The organism is Pedococcus sp. P1_H8 (assembly GCF_056405175.1).
In genome coordinates, this window is the sequence record NZ_JBFUCP010000004.1 from 366,027 (window position 1) to 383,926 (window position 17,900).

The 17,900-nt window shown below is 70.2% G+C and carries 19 protein-coding genes and 3 tRNA genes; 3 read left to right on the forward strand and 19 right to left on the reverse strand.

Annotated features, from left to right (window positions below; all coding sequences use genetic code 11):
* Positions 1 to 72 precede the first annotated feature (72 nt).
* The 4 genes from rplK to AC1DYG_RS07190 all read right to left on the reverse strand — a co-directional run bounded on the left by rplK (position 73) and on the right by AC1DYG_RS07190 (position 1,979).
* Positions 73 to 507: a 50S ribosomal protein L11 gene (gene rplK / locus AC1DYG_RS07175; RefSeq protein WP_477639175.1), complete on the reverse strand. Its 435-nt coding sequence runs from the start codon at positions 505 to 507 to the stop codon at positions 73 to 75.
* Positions 508 to 600: 93 nt separating this feature from the next.
* Positions 601 to 1,512 (reverse strand): transcription termination/antitermination protein NusG, encoded by a 912-nt coding sequence (nusG, locus tag AC1DYG_RS07180; RefSeq protein WP_477639176.1) that lies wholly within the window; start codon positions 1,510 to 1,512, stop codon positions 601 to 603.
* 65 nt (positions 1,513 to 1,577) lie between these two features.
* On the reverse strand, positions 1,578 to 1,847 hold the full coding sequence (secE, locus tag AC1DYG_RS07185) for a preprotein translocase subunit SecE (RefSeq protein ID WP_477613544.1): 270 nt from the start codon (positions 1,845 to 1,847) through the stop codon (positions 1,578 to 1,580).
* A 59-nt stretch (positions 1,848 to 1,906) separates the two neighbouring features.
* A tRNA-Trp gene (locus tag AC1DYG_RS07190) sits at positions 1,907 to 1,979 on the reverse strand.
* A 248-nt stretch (positions 1,980 to 2,227) separates the two neighbouring features.
* Between AC1DYG_RS07190 and AC1DYG_RS07195 the strand changes: the two genes are divergently transcribed.
* From AC1DYG_RS07195 to AC1DYG_RS07205, 3 genes are all read left to right on the forward strand, one after another.
* Entirely contained in the window at positions 2,228 to 3,538 is a 1,311-nt protein-coding gene (locus AC1DYG_RS07195) for an aspartate aminotransferase type Ic (protein ID WP_477639478.1), read from the forward strand.
* A 91-nt stretch (positions 3,539 to 3,629) separates the two neighbouring features.
* On the forward strand, positions 3,630 to 4,127 hold the full coding sequence (locus AC1DYG_RS07200; protein WP_477639177.1) for a DUF5709 domain-containing protein: 498 nt from the start codon (positions 3,630 to 3,632) through the stop codon (positions 4,125 to 4,127).
* A gap of 19 nt (positions 4,128 to 4,146) precedes the next feature.
* Complete coding sequence (locus AC1DYG_RS07205; RefSeq protein ID WP_477639178.1) at positions 4,147 to 5,175, forward strand: adenosine deaminase; 1,029 nt, start codon at positions 4,147 to 4,149, stop codon at positions 5,173 to 5,175.
* A gap of 91 nt (positions 5,176 to 5,266) precedes the next feature.
* Here the strand turns inward: AC1DYG_RS07205 and AC1DYG_RS07210 are convergent, their stop codons facing one another.
* The 15 genes from AC1DYG_RS07210 to AC1DYG_RS07280 all read right to left on the reverse strand — a co-directional run bounded on the left by AC1DYG_RS07210 (position 5,267) and on the right by AC1DYG_RS07280 (position 17,859).
* Positions 5,267 to 6,343, reverse strand: a complete 1,077-nt coding sequence (locus AC1DYG_RS07210) for a UDP-N-acetylmuramate dehydrogenase (RefSeq protein WP_477639179.1) — start codon at positions 6,341 to 6,343, stop codon at positions 5,267 to 5,269.
* A 10-nt stretch (positions 6,344 to 6,353) separates the two neighbouring features.
* A complete protein-coding gene (locus tag AC1DYG_RS07215; protein ID WP_477639180.1) occupies positions 6,354 to 6,776 on the reverse strand; it encodes a MaoC family dehydratase in 423 nt (140 codons plus the stop codon).
* 2 nt (positions 6,777 to 6,778) lie between these two features.
* Positions 6,779 to 7,225 carry an FAS1-like dehydratase domain-containing protein gene (locus AC1DYG_RS07220; protein WP_477639181.1) on the reverse strand — a complete coding sequence of 149 codons (447 nt, stop codon included), beginning with the start codon at positions 7,223 to 7,225 and terminating at the stop codon, positions 6,779 to 6,781.
* A gap of 111 nt (positions 7,226 to 7,336) precedes the next feature.
* Positions 7,337 to 7,507 carry a 50S ribosomal protein L33 gene (gene rpmG / locus AC1DYG_RS07225; protein WP_179420867.1) on the reverse strand — a complete coding sequence of 57 codons (171 nt, stop codon included), beginning with the start codon at positions 7,505 to 7,507 and terminating at the stop codon, positions 7,337 to 7,339.
* A 129-nt stretch (positions 7,508 to 7,636) separates the two neighbouring features.
* Positions 7,637 to 7,710 (reverse strand) — tRNA-Met (locus tag AC1DYG_RS07230).
* Between the two features lie 32 nt (positions 7,711 to 7,742).
* A tRNA-Thr gene (locus tag AC1DYG_RS07235) sits at positions 7,743 to 7,815 on the reverse strand.
* Positions 7,816 to 8,032: 217 nt separating this feature from the next.
* Positions 8,033 to 9,250, reverse strand: coding sequence for an acyl-CoA dehydrogenase family protein (locus AC1DYG_RS07240; RefSeq protein WP_477639182.1), 1,218 nt, complete (start codon positions 9,248 to 9,250; stop codon positions 8,033 to 8,035).
* Between the two features lie 61 nt (positions 9,251 to 9,311).
* The gene (aroQ, locus tag AC1DYG_RS07245) at positions 9,312 to 9,761 is read right to left on the reverse strand and encodes a type II 3-dehydroquinate dehydratase (RefSeq protein WP_477639183.1); all 450 of its coding nucleotides are present in this window, start codon (positions 9,759 to 9,761) and stop codon (positions 9,312 to 9,314) included.
* Between the two features lie 161 nt (positions 9,762 to 9,922).
* Positions 9,923 to 10,666, reverse strand: a complete 744-nt coding sequence (locus tag AC1DYG_RS07250) for an SRPBCC family protein (RefSeq protein WP_477639184.1) — start codon at positions 10,664 to 10,666, stop codon at positions 9,923 to 9,925.
* A 4-nt stretch (positions 10,667 to 10,670) separates the two neighbouring features.
* Positions 10,671 to 11,525, reverse strand: coding sequence for an FAD binding domain-containing protein (locus AC1DYG_RS07255; protein WP_477639185.1), 855 nt, complete (start codon positions 11,523 to 11,525; stop codon positions 10,671 to 10,673).
* On the reverse strand, positions 11,522 to 14,008 hold the full coding sequence (locus AC1DYG_RS07260; protein ID WP_477639186.1) for a xanthine dehydrogenase family protein molybdopterin-binding subunit: 2,487 nt from the start codon (positions 14,006 to 14,008) through the stop codon (positions 11,522 to 11,524). Before AC1DYG_RS07260 ends, AC1DYG_RS07255 begins: the two co-directional genes overlap by 4 nt.
* Positions 14,005 to 14,502 carry a (2Fe-2S)-binding protein gene (locus tag AC1DYG_RS07265; protein WP_477639187.1) on the reverse strand — a complete coding sequence of 166 codons (498 nt, stop codon included), beginning with the start codon at positions 14,500 to 14,502 and terminating at the stop codon, positions 14,005 to 14,007. The genes AC1DYG_RS07260 and AC1DYG_RS07265 overlap by 4 nt, the downstream gene beginning before the upstream one ends.
* 111 nt (positions 14,503 to 14,613) lie before the next feature.
* Positions 14,614 to 15,837 (reverse strand): XdhC family protein, encoded by a 1,224-nt coding sequence (locus AC1DYG_RS07270; RefSeq protein ID WP_477639188.1) that lies wholly within the window; start codon positions 15,835 to 15,837, stop codon positions 14,614 to 14,616.
* Positions 15,830 to 16,972: a vWA domain-containing protein gene (locus AC1DYG_RS07275; protein ID WP_477639189.1), complete on the reverse strand. Its 1,143-nt coding sequence runs from the start codon at positions 16,970 to 16,972 to the stop codon at positions 15,830 to 15,832. The genes AC1DYG_RS07270 and AC1DYG_RS07275 overlap by 8 nt, the downstream gene beginning before the upstream one ends.
* Positions 16,969 to 17,859, reverse strand: coding sequence for an AAA family ATPase (locus AC1DYG_RS07280; protein WP_477639190.1), 891 nt, complete (start codon positions 17,857 to 17,859; stop codon positions 16,969 to 16,971). The genes AC1DYG_RS07275 and AC1DYG_RS07280 overlap by 4 nt, the downstream gene beginning before the upstream one ends.
* Positions 17,860 to 17,900: the final 41 nt, after the last annotated feature.

The following is a 17,900-nucleotide window of genomic DNA, read 5'->3' on the forward strand; positions in this document are numbered from 1 at the left end:
TGCTTGATTGTCGCTCTACCTCGGGGCTCCGGGCCTCCCTCGCTAGCGCTCGGTCGGGTCCTCGCCCTGTCGTCAGAGCGACGTGTCGATGCCCATGCTGCGGGCGGTGCCGGCGATGATCTTCATCGCCTGGTTGATGTCGTTGGCGTTCAGGTCTTCCATCTTCTGCTCGGCGATGGCGCGGACCTGGTCGGCCGACAGCTTGGCGACCTTGGTCTTGTGCGGCTCGCCGGAGCCCTTGGGCACCCCAGCGGCCTTCTTGATCAGCTCGGCGGCCGGCGGCGTCTTGGTGATGAAGGTGAAGGAGCGGTCTTCGTAGACCGTGATCTCGACCGGGATGACGTTGCCGCGCTGGGACTCGGTCGCAGCGTTGTAGGCCTTGACGAACTCCATGATGTTGACGCCGTGCTGGCCGAGGGCCGGGCCGACGGGCGGGGCGGGCGTGGCCGCACCGGCCTGGATCTGCAGCTTGATGAAGCCGGAGATCTTCTTGCTCTTGGGAGGCATTGCTGTGTTCCTTCTGTTGTGGTGGGCCTACGCCGTGGGCGATGACCCGGTTGCATGCTCCCGGGATGCCGGGAACAGGTTGCTGTCGTGCGGTCAGATCTTGGCGACCTGGTTGAACGACAGCTCGACCGGGGTCTCCCGGCCGAAGATGGAGACGAGCACCTTGAGCTTCTGGGTGTCGGGGTTGATCTCGGAGATCGTGGCGGGAAGGGTCTCGAAGGGCCCCTCCATGACGGTGACGGACTCGCCGACCTCGAAGTCGACGACCGCGACCTCCTTGGCCTTGCCCGAGCCACCACCGGCGGCGCCGGCAGTCGCCGGGCTCTCCAGGTCGGCCGGAGCGAGCATGGTGAAGACCTCGTCGAGGCTGAGCGGCACGGGCTGGTGGGCGTTGCCGACGAAGCCGGTCACGCCGGGCGTGTGGCGCACGGCGCCCCACGACTCGTCCGTGAGGTCCATCCGGACCAGCACGTAGCCGGGCATCCGGACGCGGCGCACGAGCTTCTTCTGGCCGTTCTTGATCTCGGTGACCTCTTCCATCGGCACCTCGGCCTCGAAGATGAAGTCCTCCATGTTGAGCGAGGTCGTGCGGTTCTCGAGGTTGGCCTTCACGCGGTTCTCGTAGCCGGCGTAGGAGTGCACGACGTACCAGTCGCCGAACTTGGCGGCGAGGGCGTCCTTGAACTCCTGCACGGGGTCGGCCGGCGGGGCGTCGACGTCGTCCTCGGTCGTCGCGTCGGAGTCGTCGTCGACTGCGTCGCCCTCGGCTGCGTCCTCGGCTGCTGCGTCCTCGGAGAACGTCAGGGTCGACACCTGCGGCTGGTGGGCCTCGATGTCGGCATCGTCGGTCTCGTCGCGGACGACCTCGGTCTCGTCGGTCTCGGCGGCCTCGTCGCGCTCGACCTCCGCCTCGAACTGGGCGTCGGCGTCCTCTGCGACAGCACCATCGGCCGCGACCTCATCGGTCTCGGGCTCGGCGTTGTCGGTGGTCCACTGGTCGGACACGCTGATGACCTACTTCCTTCTGGTATTCGCCGGGTGACCCCGGAGTGGCTGTGGCAGGGCGGCGGTCAGCCGCCGAAAACCCACAGCACGAGCTTGGTGAAGCCGAAGTCCACGGACGCGACCAACGCCATCACGAACGTCACGAACACGATCACGACGATCGTGTAGTTGACCAGTTCGGACCGCGTCGGTCGGACGACCTTGCGGAGCTCGTCGAGGATCTGGCTGACGAAGAGGGACATCGAGCGGAAGAACCTCGAAATCGGGTTGCCGCCCTTGTCACTCTTGCGGCCGGTGCGACCAGAGCCGCGGGTGTCCGCGCTCACGTCCGTCACGATGCCTCTGCTTTCACTCATGTATGCCGTGACCGGGTCCGGTCACAGGTTCTGCTACGCAGGGCAGGAGGGACTCGAACCCCCAACCGCCGGTTTTGGAGACCGGAGCTCTACCAATTGAGCCACTGCCCTACGGAACTCGCCGCGGGGGCGGTGGGTTCCGGGAGGCTGACCTGACCCGTTCGCGGGCATGCCGGAAGCATGGCCAATGTCAACCGAGGAGAAAGCATACGTGAGGCCCGATGCCGAACGCGAACTCGCGGGTGGTGACCGGGGCGCGGACCAAGGATTCTGTGCGGCGCTGCCGCGTGGGTGGTGACCGGGGCGCGGACGAGGGGTTCGCGGCATACCGGGGCTCTGCGATCATTCACACCGTGAGCATGGACAACGTGACCGAGCAGGCCGCCACCGCCAGCACCCCCCTCGCCCAGCGCTCCGCGCAGGAGCTCGAGGCCTTCGCCGCCGAGCAGCAGGAGGCGTATGCCGCGCTGAAGGCGCGCGGTCTGTCGCTGGACCTCACGCGTGGCAAGCCCGCCGCGGCCCAGCTCGACCTGGCCGAGGACCTGCTCAACCTGCCCAAGGGCGTCAAGGACGCGAGCGGCGTCGACACCCGCAACTACGGTGGGCTCGAGGGGATCAAGGAGCTGCGCGAGATGTTCGCCGAGCTGCTGTGGGTCGAGCCGGAGCAGGTCGTGGCCGGCGGCAACTCCAGCCTCGTGATGATGCGCGAGGTGCTGGTCGACCTGTGGTTGCACGGCGGCGTGGACAGCGAGCGCCCCTGGAGCCAGGAGGAGAAGGTCACCTTCATCTGCCCGGTGCCCGGCTACGACCGCCACTTCACCCTGCTCGAGTGGTTCGGCATCGACATGGTGACCGTGCCCATGCACGAGGACGGCCCTGACGTCGAGGCCGTGGCGAGGTTGGCCGCGAGCGACCCGAGCATCAAGGGCATGTGGCTGGTGCCGACCTACGCCAACCCGAGCGGGTCGGTCGTCACCCAGGAGATCGCCGCCCGCCTGGCCGCGATGGAGACTGCCGCGCCCGACTTCAAGATCTTCTGGGACAACGCCTACGCCTTCCACCACCTCACGGAGGACGAGGCCAAGAGCCCCGACATCCTCACCCTGGCGGCAGCCGCGGGGCACCCGCACCGGCCGATCATGTTCGCCTCGACCTCCAAGATCACCCTGGCCGGCGCGGGCGTCGCGTTCCTGGCCGGGTCGGTCGAGACGGTGAAGTGGTACACCGGCCACCTGGGCAAGGGCGCGATCGGTCCGGACAAGGTCAACCAGCTGCGGCACGCGCAGTTCTTCGGTTCCCCGCAGGGCGTCCGCGACCACATGGCCAAGCACCGCGAGGTCATCGCCCCCAAGTTCGCCGAGGTCGAGCGCATCCTGTCGCAGCGCCTCGGCGGCCTCGGGGTCGCGACCTGGACCAGGCCGACCGGCGGCTACTTCGTCAGCCTCGACGTGCTCGACGGCACCGCGTCCCGGGTGGTGCAGCTGGCCAAGGAGGCCGGGATCGCCCTCACGCCGGCCGGCGCCTCGTTCCCTCGCGGGGTGGACCCGCGCGACCGCAACATCCGCCTCGCCCCCACCTTCCCCCCGCTGGAGCAGGTCAGTGAGGCGATGGAGGCCGTGGCCACGTGTGTCCTGCTCGCCTCGGTGGAGAAGGTGCGCGGCGGGGCCTGATCGCCGACGACCAACTGCTCGCAGGCCGCGCGCCTCCCCTTGCGGCGCTGCTCCCCTTGCGGCGCTGCTCCCCCTGTCGCAGGGTGGGGACATGAGCGATCAGCCGGGCACGGAAAGTTTCGACGACGACTTGGGCAGTGTCAGCCTGGACGACGGCGTGGATGCGGGCAGCGGGCAGGACCAGCTGCTCGACTCCAGCGAGGGCGACAACGAACCGTCGTCGCCGCCTGACCTGCAGCCGCGTGCCACCGAGTGGGGCACCACGGCCGCCGAGCAGGGCCAGGAGGAGAGCATCGAGCAGCGCATCCGGCAGGAGGTCCCTGACCCGGACTCCGCCTATGGCGCCCCCGACGACGAGGGGGGCCTCGACGCCGAAGCCCGTCTGGGCGGTGCGGACCCCGATTCCATCGCGGCGGAGGACGACTACCTCGGTGACGACGGGGTCGGGGACGCGGGCGTGGGGCAGCTCACCGATCCCGACGAGGGCGACCGCCCCGACGTCGACAGCGAACTGGTCGGCGACGAGTCGGCGTCCAGCGGCGACCTGCAGAGCCCGGAAGAGGCGGCCATGCACATCGTGGAGGACTAGCCCTGCCAGACTGCTCCGCATGCGCCCGGTGACCGCCCTCCCGAAGGCGCACCTGCACCTGCACTTCACCGGTTCGATGCGCGTGGAGACGGTGCGCGACCTCGCACGCCAGCACGCCCTCCACCTCCCCGAGGCCCTGACGACGGGCTACCCGCCGCAGCTCAGCGCGCGGGACGAGCGCGGCTGGTTCCGGTTCCAGCGACTGTACGACGCCGCTCGCGCCTGTGTGCGCGACGAGTCCGACCTGCGCCGCATCGTGCGTGAGGCAGCGCAGGACGATGCCGCCGAGGGGTCGCGGTGGCTGGAGATCCAGGTCGACCCGACGTCGTACGCGCCGTTCGTCGGGGGCATCACCCCCGCTCTCGAGATCGTCCTCGACGAGGCTTCCGCCGCCTCCCGTGAGGAGTCGACGCAGGTGGCGGTGGTGGTGGCAGCCAGCCGCATCCGCCACCCCCTCGACGCCAGGACGCTGGCGCGGCTCGCCGCGCACCACGCCGGCGAAGGTGCGGGCACCGTCGTCGGGTTCGGGCTCAGCAACGACGAGCGTCGCGGCCAGACCTCCGAGTTCGCGCCTGCCTTCGAGATCGCGCGGCGCGCAGGGCTGGCCCTGGTCCCCCACGCCGGGGAGCTCCTCGGCCCGGCGGCGGTCGAGACGACCCTCGAGGCCATCCGCCCCGACCGGATCGGTCACGGCGTCCGCAGCGTGGAGGACCCGCGAGTGCTCGACCTCGTCGCCGAGTCCGGAGTCGCCCTGGAGGTCTGCCCCCGCAGCAACATCGCCCTCGGGGTCTACGGCAGCCCCGGGCAGGTGCCGCTGCGCACGATCGTGGAGCACGGCATACCTGTGGCGTTGGGAGCCGACGACCCGCTGCTGTTCGGTTCGCGGCTGGCCGACCAGTACGCGCTGGCGCGCACCCCCCTCGGCTTCACCGACGACGAGCTGGCCCAGCTGGCTCGTGGCTCGGTGACCGCATCGCGGGCGCCGACCGCCCTACAGAAGGCGGCCCTGGACGACATCGACGCCTGGCTCGCGAGCCCGCCAGACTGACCTCCGACTTTGAAGGATCTGACGGGTCCTGGTCCGGCCGATCCTTCAAACTCGCGGCGACCACGTCACAGCTCGTGGCCCACCCTGAGCTTCATAGTTCATGTCCCACAAACACCGGCTCGTTGACCAGGGTGACCCCGAACGCGTCGTGGACTCCCGACTGCAGGTGACGGGCGAGCTCCGCGATGTCATATGCCGTGGCGTCACCACGGTTGGTGATGGCCAGCGTGTGCTTGGTCGAGAGGGCGGCCCCACTGCCCGGCAGCGCGAAGCCCTTGGCGAACCCGGCCCTGTCGATCAGCCAGGCCGCCGACGTCTTGACCCCGCCGTCCTCGCCGGAGAACCTCGGCGGCGTCGACCCCTCTGGGCCCAGCCGGGTGGCCGACCGGGACTCGAGGGCCGCGAACCGCTGCGGCGACAGGATCGGGTTCGTGAAGAAGGACCCGCAGGACCACGTGTCGTGGTCGTCGGCGTCCAGGACCATCCCCCGCAGCCGCCGCTGCGCCAAGACGGCGTCGCGGGCCTCTGCCAGCGGCACCCGCTCCCCCGGTGAGACGCCGAGCTGACGGGCCAGGTCGGCATACCCGATCGGCTGGCTGAGCTCGCTGGGGATGAGCTGGAAGAGCACGTCGAGCACGACGAAGCGCGAGGTCGCCTTGAAGGCGGAGTGGCGGTAGGTGAACGCGCAGTCCGCGGCCGCCAGGGTGCGAACCTGCTGCTGGGCCCGGTCGTAGACCCGCACCGAGGCGATGGTCTGAGCGACCTCCTGGCCGTAGGCGCCGACGTTCTGGACCGGGGTGGCGCCGCTCGACCCGGGGATCCCCGAGAGCGCCTCCACTCCCGACCAGCCCTCGATCACGGCTCGGGCGACGAAGTCGTCCCAGACCACGCCGGCAGCGACGCGCACCATCACCCCGCCGCACAGGTCGGCGGACTCGACGGTGACGCCGTCGGTGGCCAGCCGCACCACGCTGCCCGCGAAACCGGCATCCGCCACGACGAGGTTGGATCCGCCACCGATGACGAGCAGCGGCTCGTCGGCGTCGTCGACCTCACGGACGGCGTCGACGACCTCGTCGATCGTCTGGGCCGTGACGAGCCGGGCAGCCGGGCCCCCGACCCGCATCGTCGTCAGGGACGCCAGGGGGACGTCGTGCTCGTCGTGCATCGAGGGCCGGTCAGTCGAGCTGGACGACGGCGATGCACCGACCGAGCACCTTGGCGCCCTCGCTCGTCGCGGTGAGCTCGACGGTGGCGCGCCGGGTGTCCTCGTCGACGCTCTTGACCACTCCGGTCACCTCGACCTCGCCGCCGCCCGGGGGCACCACCACGGGCTTGGTGAAGCGGGTGCCGAACTCGACGACCCGGCCACCGTCGCCGGCCCATTTCTCGACGACCGAGCCGACGGCGCCCATCGTCCACATGCCGTGGGCGATGACGTCGGGCAGACCCACGGACTTGGCGAAGGCCTCGTCCTGGTGGATGGGGTTCTGGTCGCCGGAGGCACCGGCGTAGGCCACGAGGGTCTCGCGCGCGACGGCGAGCGTCAGCGGTCCGATGGTGTCGCCGACGGTGGCTTCGGCCAGGGTGCGTGCGCCCACGATCACTCCCCTCCCCGGATGACGATGGTGGAGGTGGAGGTGCACAGTGCCTCGCCGTCCCGCGTCGCCAGCTCGGTGCGGGTCGTGACCATCGCGTGGCCACCCGCCTCGCGCACCGTGTCGACGGTCAGGATGCCGAGCACGGAGTCGCCCGCCGTGATGGGTCGGTGGTGGACGAAGCGCTGCTCGCCGTGCACCACCCGGGTGTAGTCGATCCCTGCCTCGGGGTCCTGGACGAACACCGCGTCGCACTGCTGCGCCAAGGTAACGGCGAAGGTGGGGGGCGCGATCACGTCGCGGTAGCCGGCTGCGCGCGCGGCCTCGCTCGAGGTGTGCACCGGATCCTGCGAACCCACCGCGGCGGCGAACGCCGCGATCGTCGCCGCGTCCACGGCATACGGGCCACTGGGCGGGTAGCTGCGCCCTGCGAAGTCTGCGTTGACGGCCATGGCCACCACTCTATTGGTGCTCGACGACGACGCGACCAGGGCCGCCACCCGCCAGACACGACAAAGCCGACCGGGGACCGAGGTCCGGGGCGGCCGTCGAAACGCGTCAGGTCAGCGGGTCTCGCGGTGGAGCGTGTGCTTGCCGTCGCGGGGGCAGAACTTCTTCATCTCCAGGCGGTCGGGGTTGTTCCGACGGTTCTTCTTGGTGATGTAGTTGCGCTCCTTGCAATCCACGCACGCCAAGGTGATCTTGGGGCGGACGTCGGTGCTCTTGCTAGCCACGGGGCAACCTGCTCTCGAAACTGACTGGTGGTCTGTCTTGGTTCAAACAGAATGATGGGGGCGCACCGATGATGGCGCGACGACGCATCAGAATACGCGAATCCAGGGGGAATCCTGAAATCGCGGCTGTAGCGGGAGCGGGGCTCGATCCCGCGACCTCACGATTATGAGTCGTGCGCTCTAACCAGCTGAGCTACCCCGCCATGGGGCGTGCGCCTCGCGGCGCCTTTCCCAGAGCCCCCTGTCGGAATCGAACCGACGACCTTTTCCTTACCATGGAAACGCTCTACCGACTGAGCTAAGGGGGCCTGCCCACCGGGGGCTCGTGAGAGCCGCGCGGAAGTGCGACGGTGAGACTACACGCTCCGATGCCTCCACCGAAAATCGAGGGTATGCCGCGTGGCCGGGCCCCCTCCGGGCCGCAACTTTATCGGGTTTAGGGACTTCGTTGCGCTTCACCGGAGTTGCGAAGTCGGGTGAAGCGCAACCCTGTCCCTAGACCCGATAAACGTGCTTCGGCGGGGTCTAGCGGAAGGCCTGCTGGCCGGTCATCGCCTGTCCGATGACGAGCGTGTGCATCTCCACGGTGCCCTCGTAGGTCAGCACGGACTCGAGGTTGTTCATGTGCCGGATGATGGGGAACTCCAAGCTGATCCCGTTGGCGCCCAGGATGGTTCGCGACGTGCGGCAGATGTCCAGGGCCTCTCGGATGTTGTTGAGCTTGCCGAGGCTGACCTGCTCGGGGCGCAGCGTGCCGGCATCCTTGCGGCGGCCGAGGTGCAGGGCGAGCAGCTGGCCCTTGACGAGCTCCAGGGCCATGTCGGCGAGCTTCTGCTGGGTCAGCTGGAAGCCGGCGAGCGGGCGACCGAACTGGTGCCGCTCGATCGAGTAGCGGCGGGCCGTGTCGAGGCTCGAGCGGGCTGCGCCGAGGGAGCCCCAGACGATGCCGTAGCGCGCCTCCGACAGGCAGGCGAGCGGTCCCTTGAGTCCGGTGACCTCGGGGAAGACCGCCTCGGCGGGCAGGCGGACCCCGTCGAGCACGAGCTCACTGGTCACCGAGGCCCGCAGCGACAGCTTGTGCTTGATCTCGGGGGCCGAGAAACCGGGGGTGTCGGTGGGCACGACGAAACCCCTGATGACGCTTCGACTGGCTCCACCCCCAGCCCCGGCCCCGCCCTCGTCGACCTGGGCCCACACCACGGCGACGTCGGCGATCGAGCCGTTGGTGATCCACATCTTCGAACCGTCCAGGACCCAGTCCTCGCCGTCCCGACGGGCGCGGGTGCGCATCGAGGCGGGGTCGGAGCCGTGGTCGGGCTCGGTCAGGCCGAAGCAGCCGATCGCCTCACCGGCCGCCATCCGCGGCAGCCACTCCTGCTTGTGTTCCTCCGTGCCCCAGCGGTGGATCGCGAACATGGCCAGCGATCCCTGCACCGACACCAGGCTGCGCACGCCGGAGTCGGTGGCTTCCAGCTCGAGGCAGGCCAGCCCGTAGTCGACAGCGCTCATCCCGGCACAGCCGTAGCCCTCGAGGTGCATGCCGAGCAGCCCGAGGGCGCCGAGCTCCTTGGTCAGGCCCCGGACGTCGTCGATCTCACCGCGCTCGAACCAGTCGGCGACGAACGGCTCGACCCGCTTGTCGAGGAAGGCGCGGACGGTGCCGCGGATCGCCTTCTCCTCGTCAGTGAGCAGGTCGTCGATCCCTGCGAGGTCCATCGGGTCGAGCGCAGACGGGGGGGTCATGCTCGCCAGTCTTGCAGGGGCAACGCCCGACTGCCGGTCAGTGGCGGTCGTCGAGGAGTGCTCAGTGGCGGTCGTCGATGAGCTCGGAGATCCGGGCGATCGCATAGGCGTACCCGCTGGGGCCACAGCCGCTGATGACACCGTCCGAGACGGCGGACAGGTAGGAGTGGTGCCGGAACTCCTCCCGCTGGTGCACGTTGCTGAGGTGGACCTCGAAGACGGGGATGCTCACCGTGGCGAGCGCATCACGCAGGGCGATGGAGGTGTGGGTGTAGGCGCCTGCGTTGACGACGATGCCGACCGCGCTCTTGCGGACCTCGTGGACGGCGTCGATCAGCGCGCCCTCGTGGTTGCTCTGCCGGAAGTCCACGTCCAGGCCAGCCAGGCCGGCAGCCTTGCGGCACAGCGCCTCGATCTCGGCCAGGGTGTCAGATCCGTAGATCTCCGGCTCGCGCTCACCGAGCAGGTTGAGGTTCGGTCCGTTCAGGACGACGACGGTCTGCTGGCTCATCCTGGCGCGCTCCTGTGCTTGCGGTATGCCGTGTGGCCGCGGCTCTGCGGTGCGGCCACCTTGCCATGTGGCCGGTCCCTTTCAGGGTAGGCCACAGCAGGACCACATGACCGGATGATCTCGTCATCATCCGTTTGGCGGGGGAAGCGGCCGTTTGGTCCCTAGCCGCTCATCGCCCTCCAGATCACGATCACGGCCACCACCACGACGACACCGATGACGATCTGCTTGCCGTAGGACCTGAGCAGGATGGGCAGCACCGTGCTGCCGAGGTCGAGAGACGTCTCGGGGCTGGCGGCTGGGGCTGGCCGGGGCTCCGGCTCAGGGCCGGCGTCGGGGGACGGCTCGAGGCTGGCGGCTGGGGCTGGCTGGGCCTCCGGCTCGGGGCCGGCGTCGGGGGACGGCTCCGGGGACGGCTCGGGGCCGGCGGCCGCGGCCGAAGGCTCCTCCATCGTGGGGACCTCGCCGATCTTGCCCTCGATGCAGCCGATGAACTGGCCGAGCAGCTTGTCCGACACGTCCTGCATGACGCCACGGCCGAACTGAGCGGGCTTGCCGGTCACGGCGAGGTCGGTCCGCACGTCGGCGCGCGTCGAGCCGTCGCCGACGTCCGTGAGCTGGATGGTCACGGTGGCACCCGCTGTGCCGTTGCCCCGCTTGTCCTTGCCCTTGGCCTCGATGACGGCCCGGTGGGCGCCGTCGTCACGTTCGACGAAGGCGCCCGTGCCGGAGTAGACCAACGCGATCGGGCCGAGCTTGACCTTCACCGTGCCCGCGAAGCCCTCCTCGGTCACCTCCGTGACCGTGGCGCCGGGGAAGCAGCCACCGACGAGGGGCAGATCCATGAAGGTCGCCCAGGTCCGGTCGACCGTCGCAGGCACGGTGAAGGAGTGGCTCAGCTCCACGGGCTCAGCCTCCCGCTGCGGACAGGACGGCTCGTCGGGTCAGCACCGTCGCGAGGTGCCTGCGGTAGTCGCTGTCGCCGTTGAGGTCGGACGGCGGGTTGGTGCCGTCCGCAGCCGCGGCGCACGCCTCGCGCACGGCGTCGTCGGTGGCTGCCTTGCCCACCAGCGCCTGCTCCACCGTGGTGGCCCGCAGCGGTTTGGACCCCATGTTGGTCAGCCCGATCCGCGCCTCGGCGATCGTGCCCCCGTCGACGCGCACCGTCGCGGCGACGGCGACGATGGACCACTGGTGCGACACCCGCACGAACTTCTCGTAGCGGTGGCCCCACCCGGTGTGCTTGGGGATCCGGATGGCGGTGAGCAGCTCGCCCTCCCCCACGGCCGTCTCGAACAGGTCCAGGAAGAAGTCGCCGGCGGCCACGGTGCGTTCGCCGCCACTGCCATGGATGACGAACTCGGTGTCGAGCGCGAGCGCCGGAGCACCCACGTCACCAGCCGGGTCGGCGTGGACGAGCGCTCCGCCGACCGTGCCACGGTGGCGGATCTGCGGGTCGGCCACCTCGGCGATGGCGTCGGTGAGCAGCCCCGCGTGCTGACGGACGAGATCGCTCGCCAGCACATCGGCATACGTGGTCATGGCACCGATGACGAGGTGGTCACCGTCCTCGGTGACACCTTTGAGCTCCTCGATCCGGCCGAGGTCGATGACCTTCTCGGGGGCGTTGAGTCGCATCCGCAGGATGGGCAGCAGGCTCTGGCCACCGGCCAGCACCTTGGCGTCGTCGCCGGCCTCGGCGAGCGCAGCCAACGCGTCGGCCACGGAGGTGGGTGCGACGTAGTCGAACGATGCGGGGATCACTGGTCTGCTCCGTTCGTCGCGGCACCGGTGGTGCCGGCGTCCTGGTTGGGGGCATCCGCGTCGAAGTGCGGCTGCGCCTGGCCCGTGGTGGCGTCGGCCTGGTTGGACCCGGCCGACTGGATGGCCTTCCAGACGCGCTCTGGCGTGCAGGGCATCTGGATGTCGTTGATGCCGAGCGGTCGCAGCGCGTCGACGATGGCGTTGACGACCGCCGGCGTGGACGCGATGCAGCCGGCTTCGCCGACCCCCTTGGTGCCGAGCGTGTTCGTCGTCGACGGCGAGGTGGTGTTCTCCGTGACGAAGCTGATCGTGTCGGCGGCGGTCGGGAGGGTGTAGTCCACGAACGAGCCCGAGACCAGGGTGCCCTGGTCGTCGAACACCGCCTCTTCCCACAACGCCTGCGCGATGCCCTGGAGTACGCCTCCGTGCACCTGACCCTCCACGATGAGCGGGTTGATGATCTGCCCGACGTCGTCGACACTGACGTACTTGCGCATCGTGACCTGACCGGTCTCGGTGTCGACCTCCATGGCGCACAGGTGCGTGCCGTGGGGGAACGAGAAGTCGTCGGGGTCGAAGGTGGCGTCGGCGTCGATGCCGGACTCGAGACCGGGCGGCAGGTTGTGCGACGTGAACTGGGCGGTCGCTATCTCGGTGATGCCGATGCCGTTGTCGGTGCCGCGGACGGTGAACCGGCCTGCCGAGAACTCCAGGTCGTCGACGCTCGCCTCCAACAGGTGGGCGGCGACGACCTTGGCCTTCTCGACGACCTTGTCGGCGGCACGCACGACCGCTTCGCCGCCCACGACGAGCGAGCGCGAGCCGTAGGTGTCGAGGCCACGCGGCGCGATCTGCGTGTCGCCGTGCAGCACCTCGATGTCCTCGAAGGGCACACCCAGCCGGTCCGCCGCGATCTGGCTCCACGCCGTCTCGTGGCCCTGGCCGTGGGGTGAGGTGCCGGTGATGACCTCCACCTTGCCGGTCGCCAGCATCCGGATCGAGGCGTGCTCCCAGCCGCCGGCGCCGTAGTTGAGCGCGCCGAGGATCCGGGAGGGTGCGAGGCCGCACATCTCGGTGAAGGTGGAGACGCCGATCCCGAGCTGAACGGGGTCCTTGCGCTCCCGACGTTCGCGCTGCTCACGCCGGAGGCCCTCGTAGTCGAAGAGCTCAACTGCGCGCGCCGTGGCGACCTCGTAGTTGCCCGAGTCGTAGGTCATGCCGGCCACCGAGGTGAATGGGAACTCGTCGTGCCTGATCCAGTTCTGCTCGCGGATCTGCAGGGGGTCGACACCCACCTCCGCCGCCAGCTCGTCCATCAGCCGCTCGATGGCGTACGTCGCCTCGGGACGGCCGGCGCCACGGTAGGCGTCCACCCAGGTGGTGTTGGTGAGCACCGTCTGCACCGTGAACCGGTAGGCACGGAACTTGTAGATGGCGTTGTACATCCACGCGCCGAGCACGGGGACACCGCCGCCGACGAGGCCGACGTAGGCGCCGAGGTTGGCGATGAGGTCGACCTTCAAGGCGGTGACCGTGCCGTCCTTCGTCGCCGCGAGGGTGAGCTTCTGGTACTGGTCGCGGCCGTGGTGGCCGGAGACGAGGGACTCCGAGCGGGTCTCGGTGTACTTGACGGGCCTGCCGACGTGGCGGGCGACCGCCAGCGTCGCGAACTCCTCGGCCGTGGTCTGCAGCTTGCCGCCGAAGCCGCCGCCCACGTCGGGTGCGATGACCCTCACCTTGGACTCAGGTATGCCGGTCGTGGCCGCGATGAGGAAGCGCAGGATGTGGGGGACCTGGGTCGAGGTCCACACCGTGATCTGTTCACCCGTGGGGTCGACCACCGTCGAGCGGGGCTCCATGAAGGCCGGGATCAGTCGCTGCTGGCGGATCTCCCGTTCGATGACGATGCCGTCGGCGCGAGCCTTGGCGATCTCCTCGTCGACATCGCCCCCGCTGCCCTGGTCGGCGGAGTCGAGACGCCAGAGCGCGGACTTGTTGGTGCCGAGGTCGGGGTGGGCGAGTACCGCGTCGTCGACCGCCTCCTTGGCGTCGAGGACGGCCGGGAGCTCGTCGTAGTCCACGTCCACGAGCTCCGCGGCGTCGCGGGCCTGGGCCGCGGTGCGTGCCACGACCACGGCCACGATCTCGCCGGCACACGCGACGTGGTCGACCACGATCGGCAGGTGGGCCGGTGCCAACTGGTCGGTGGTGATCGGCCAGGCGTTGGCCACGGCCCCCTGGCCGTCCTTCACGTCGGCTCCGGTTACGACCGCCACCACCCCGGGAGCCTTGCGGGCCGCCGCGGTGTCGATGCCCTTGATCATGGCGTGGGCGTGGGGGCTGCGGACCATGGCGGCGTGGAGCATGCCGGGCAGGATGAGGTTGTCGGTCCAGCGGGTGCGACCCGTGATCAGGCGCTGGTCCTCCTTGCGGAGGCGCCGGCTGCCGATCTCGGCGGCCGGACGGGTGTCGACGGCGGTCATGCCTGGCCTCCGTTCGAGCCTGAGCTCCCCGCGGCGGAGGCCCCCGCGACCTGCTGCACCGCCCTGACGATGTTGACGTAGCCGGTGCAGCGGCACAGGTTGCCCTCGAGCCCGACCCGGATCTCCTGCTCGGTGGGGTTCGGGTTCTCGTTGAGCACGTCGATGGCCTGCATGATCATCCCCGGGGTGCAGTAGCCGCACTGCAGCGCGTGGCACTGGTGGAACGCCTCCTGCATCGGGTGCAGCTCGCCGTTGGTGGCCAGTCCCTCGATGGTCGTCACGTCGTGACCGTCGGCCTGGACCGCGAGCACGTTGCACGACTTCACGCTGCGCCCGTCGAGGTGCACGGTGCAGGCTCCGCAGTTGCTCGTGTCGCACCCGACGACGGTGCCGGTCTTGCCCAGCTGTTCCCTCAGGTAGTGGACGAGGAGCGTTCTCGGCTCCACCTCGTCCGAGTACTCGACTCCATCGACCGTGACGCTGATGCGGGTCATTCGCTCACCTCTCTGTGACGAAAACACGTGACGAAACACCTGTGACGAAAACGCTGGCTGGGTAGGCCCGGCACTTCGGATACTTGTCGCCAACACGGGTGGTGGCAACGGTCAATCCGGGTAGTTTCCCACGGCCTCCTCCGGTCCCGTGGTGGCGCCCACCAGCCCTGTCGCGTGGTGGTGGATGGGCCCCTCGCGGTGGCCCAGGCGGTCGCCCCGGCCTCCCCACTGCAGCGCGATGATCTCGGCCGCGATGCTCACCGCGGTCTCCTCAGGGGTGCGCGCCCCGAGGTCGAGCCCGACCGGGCTCGAGAGTCGGGCCAGCTCGGCCTCGGTGAGACCGGCCTCCCGCAGCCGGGCCATCCGGTCGTCGTGCGTGCGGCGCGAGCCCATGGCACCGACGTAGCCCACCTCAGGGAGACGCAGGGCGAGCTCGAGGACCGGCACGTCGAACTTGGGGTCGTGGGTCAGCACGCAGATCACCGTCCGGGCGTCGATCCGGCCCGCGTCCCGCTCGGCCGCGAGATATCGGTGCGGCCAGTCCACGACGACCTCGTCGGCCGACGGGAACCGCGAGGCCGTCGCGAAGACGGGTCGGGCGTCACAGACCGTCACCTGGTAGCCGAGGAAGTGGCCTTGGTGCGCCACCGCAGCCGCGAAGTCGATGGCTCCGAAGACCAGCATCCGGGGCCTGGGCGCGAAGGAGGACACGAACACCCGCATGCCCTCGCCGCGGCGCTCCCCGTCGGGGCCGTAGGTGAGGGTCTCGGTGCGACCAGAGGCGAGCAGGCCGCGGGCGTCGTCGGTGACGGCGTCGTCGGCTCGCGACGACCCCAGCGACCCGGTGCCCGCAGGGTCCTCGCCAGGCCGGGAGGCACCGGAACCGGGGGCGCCGGACTCCGGGCGGACGACCAGCCGGCGCCCCAGCCAGGTCCGGTCGGGGTGCTCGATGACCGTCGCCACGGCCACCGGGCGACCGGCCTCGATGTCCTCGGCGACCGCCCCGAGCTCGGGGAAGGTCTCGCGGCTCACCTGCTCGACGAAGACGTCGAGGATGCCCCCACAGGTCAGCCCCACGGCATACGCGTCGTCGTCACTGACGCCGTAGCGCTGCAGGACGGGGACACCGTCGGCGACCACCCCCTGGGCGAGCTCGTAGACCGCGCCCTCGACGCACCCGCCGCTGACCGACCCGACGGCCTCGCCCCCCGGCCCCACGAGCATCGCCGCTCCGGCCGGTCGGGGCGCCGAGCGCCAGGTGGCGACGACGGTGCCGACACCGACCGTGGCACCGGCCCGCCACCAGCGGAGCAGCTCCGGGAGCACCTCACGCACGGGCAACCACCTCCACGAGCTCCTCGAAGGCGGCCATCGAGTGACCCGCCACGAAGTCGTCGACGTGCGGCAACGCGGCGACGATGCCTTGCTGGACGGGTTCGTAGCCCGGCTTGCCGCGATGCGGGTTGACCCAGACGACCCGGTGGGCGAGGGCCCGCAGACGACGCATCTGCTCGCCCAGCGCCGTGGGCTCGTCGCGTTCCCAGCCGTCACTGAACAGCACGACCACAGCACCCCGGGCCATGCCCCGTCGACCCCACCGGTCGAGGAAGGCGCCGATCCCCTCGGCGAGCCTGGTGCCGCCCGACCAGTCGGGTACGCAGGCCCCGCACGCGACGATCGCCCGCTCGGGGTCGCGCTGTCGCAGCGGGCGCGTGACGTGCGTCAGCCGAGTGCCGAGGGTGAACACCTCGACCGGCAGACCGCTGGCGGCGTAGGTGTGGGCCAGCCGTAACAAGGCGTCGGCGTAGGCGCTCATCGACCCGGAGACATCGACGAGGAGGACCACCCGTCGAGGGCGAGTTCCCTTGTGCCGCCACGCGATCGGGCCCGGCTCCCCCATCCGGCGCAGTTGTTCCCTGAGCGTGCGGCGGGCATCGACCCCACCTCGCCGCGACGGGGTGTGCCGGTGGGCCGGACGACGGGGCGCGCGTGGCCGCAGTGCCGCGAACATCGCTGCAAGCCGCGCGCGGTCGGCGTTGCTGAGGGACGCCACGTCACGGTGTCGGAGCACCTCGACGGCGCTCGCCGACGCCCGCACCACGTCCTGTGGCGACTCCGGGTCGTCACCGCCTCGTCCCGTGTCGAGGGGGGCGTGCGCGACCGTGGTCGTCGTGTCGCGCCGCGCGCGGCTCGTGGCGCGCTCGAGGCCGAACCACGCGGCATACACCAGGTCGTAGCGCTCGAGGTCGGCCGGCGAGGCGCACAGCGTCGCGCGCCCAGCCCAGTAGGCACCGGGCTCGTCCCCCACCCCGACGGCCGCCACCGCATCGAGGTAGGTGCGCTCGCGGTCGGCCGTCACGTTGACGCCCGCGGCACGCACGGCGCGGGCGAAGCCCAAGAGAATCTCGTCCGCGGCGTGCACCGGTGCGGCAGGTAGCGGCGGGGTGGGGGCACTCATCGGGGCAGTCATCGAGCCAGGATCCGGTCGAGCGCCGCGCGGACCCGCTCGGCGTCCTCGCGGTACTTCACGGCAACGCCCAGGCTCGCGGAGGCGGTGTCGAAGTCGAGGTCCGACGCTCCCAGCTCCTGCAGAGCGCGAGCCCAGTCGAGGGTCTCCGCCACGCCCGGTGGCTTGATCAGGTCCTGGTCGTTGCGCAGCCGCTGAACCGTCGAAACCACCTGTGCGGCAAGGGATTCGGAGACTTCCGGGGCCCGAGTCCGGACGATCTGGAGCTCGCGCTCGAGGCTGGGGTGGTCGATCCAGTGGTAGAGGCATCGACGCTTGAGGGCGTCGTGGAGCTCGCGGGTGCGGTTGGAGGTGAGGACGACGATCGGCGGCGTCGCGGCCGTCACGGTCCCCAGCTCGGGGATGGTCACCTGCCAGGTCGAGAGCACCTCGAGCAGGAACGCCTCGAACTCGTCGTCGGCCCGGTCGATCTCGTCCACGAGCAGCACCACCGGCGACTCGCGCAGCGCGCGCAGCACTGGTCGGGCGAGGAGGAACCGCTGGTCGAACAGCTGCTCCTCGACCTCGGCGAGGTCCTGCCCGCCCGCCGCCACCGCCTCGACGGCCCGCAGGTGGAGGATCTGGCGGGGGAAGTCCCAGTCATAGAGCGCCTGGGTCGCGTCGATGCCCTCGTAGCACTGCAGCCGGATCAGTGGCAGGTCGAGCGCGGCCGCGATGCCCTCCGCGAGGGCGGTCTTGCCGGTGCCGGGTTCGCCCTCGAGCAGCAGCGGGCGCTGCAGCCGGAGTGCGAGCCAGGCAACCGTGGCGAGGGCGTCGTCGGCGAGGTATCCCGTGTCGGCAAGCCCCTGCGTCAGCTCCCCCGCGGACTCAAAGGCCTCGCGTGGCTCCATGTCCACAGCATCACCCATGCTGGCGAGTAATTGAAGGGGCA

Bases quoted from the DNA above. Each gene is read 5' to 3' on its own strand.
- aroQ (WP_477639183.1), bottom strand. From the start codon at position 9,761: ATGAGCCAGCAGACCGTCGTCGTCCTGAACGGACCGAACCTCAACCTG.
- AC1DYG_RS07205 (WP_477639178.1), top strand. From the start codon at position 4,147: ATGCGCCCGGTGACCGCCCTCCCGAAGGCGCACCTGCACCTGCACTTC.
- AC1DYG_RS07200 (WP_477639177.1), top strand. From the start codon at position 3,630: ATGAGCGATCAGCCGGGCACGGAAAGTTTCGACGACGACTTGGGCAGT.
- AC1DYG_RS07210 (WP_477639179.1), bottom strand. From the start codon at position 6,343: ATGCACGACGAGCACGACGTCCCCCTGGCGTCCCTGACGACGATGCGG.
- AC1DYG_RS07240 (WP_477639182.1), bottom strand. From the start codon at position 9,250: ATGACCCCCCCGTCTGCGCTCGACCCGATGGACCTCGCAGGGATCGAC.
- rplK (WP_477639175.1), bottom strand. From the start codon at position 507: ATGCCTCCCAAGAGCAAGAAGATCTCCGGCTTCATCAAGCTGCAGATC.
- AC1DYG_RS07220 (WP_477639181.1), bottom strand. From the start codon at position 7,225: ATGGCCGTCAACGCAGACTTCGCAGGGCGCAGCTACCCGCCCAGTGGC.
- AC1DYG_RS07265 (WP_477639187.1), bottom strand. From the start codon at position 14,502: ATGACCCGCATCAGCGTCACGGTCGATGGAGTCGAGTACTCGGACGAG.
- AC1DYG_RS07260 (WP_477639186.1), bottom strand. From the start codon at position 14,008: ATGACCGCCGTCGACACCCGTCCGGCCGCCGAGATCGGCAGCCGGCGC.
- AC1DYG_RS07275 (WP_477639189.1), bottom strand. From the start codon at position 16,972: ATGACTGCCCCGATGAGTGCCCCCACCCCGCCGCTACCTGCCGCACCG.
- AC1DYG_RS07195 (WP_477639478.1), top strand. From the start codon at position 2,228: ATGGACAACGTGACCGAGCAGGCCGCCACCGCCAGCACCCCCCTCGCC.
- AC1DYG_RS07280 (WP_477639190.1), bottom strand. From the start codon at position 17,859: ATGGAGCCACGCGAGGCCTTTGAGTCCGCGGGGGAGCTGACGCAGGGG.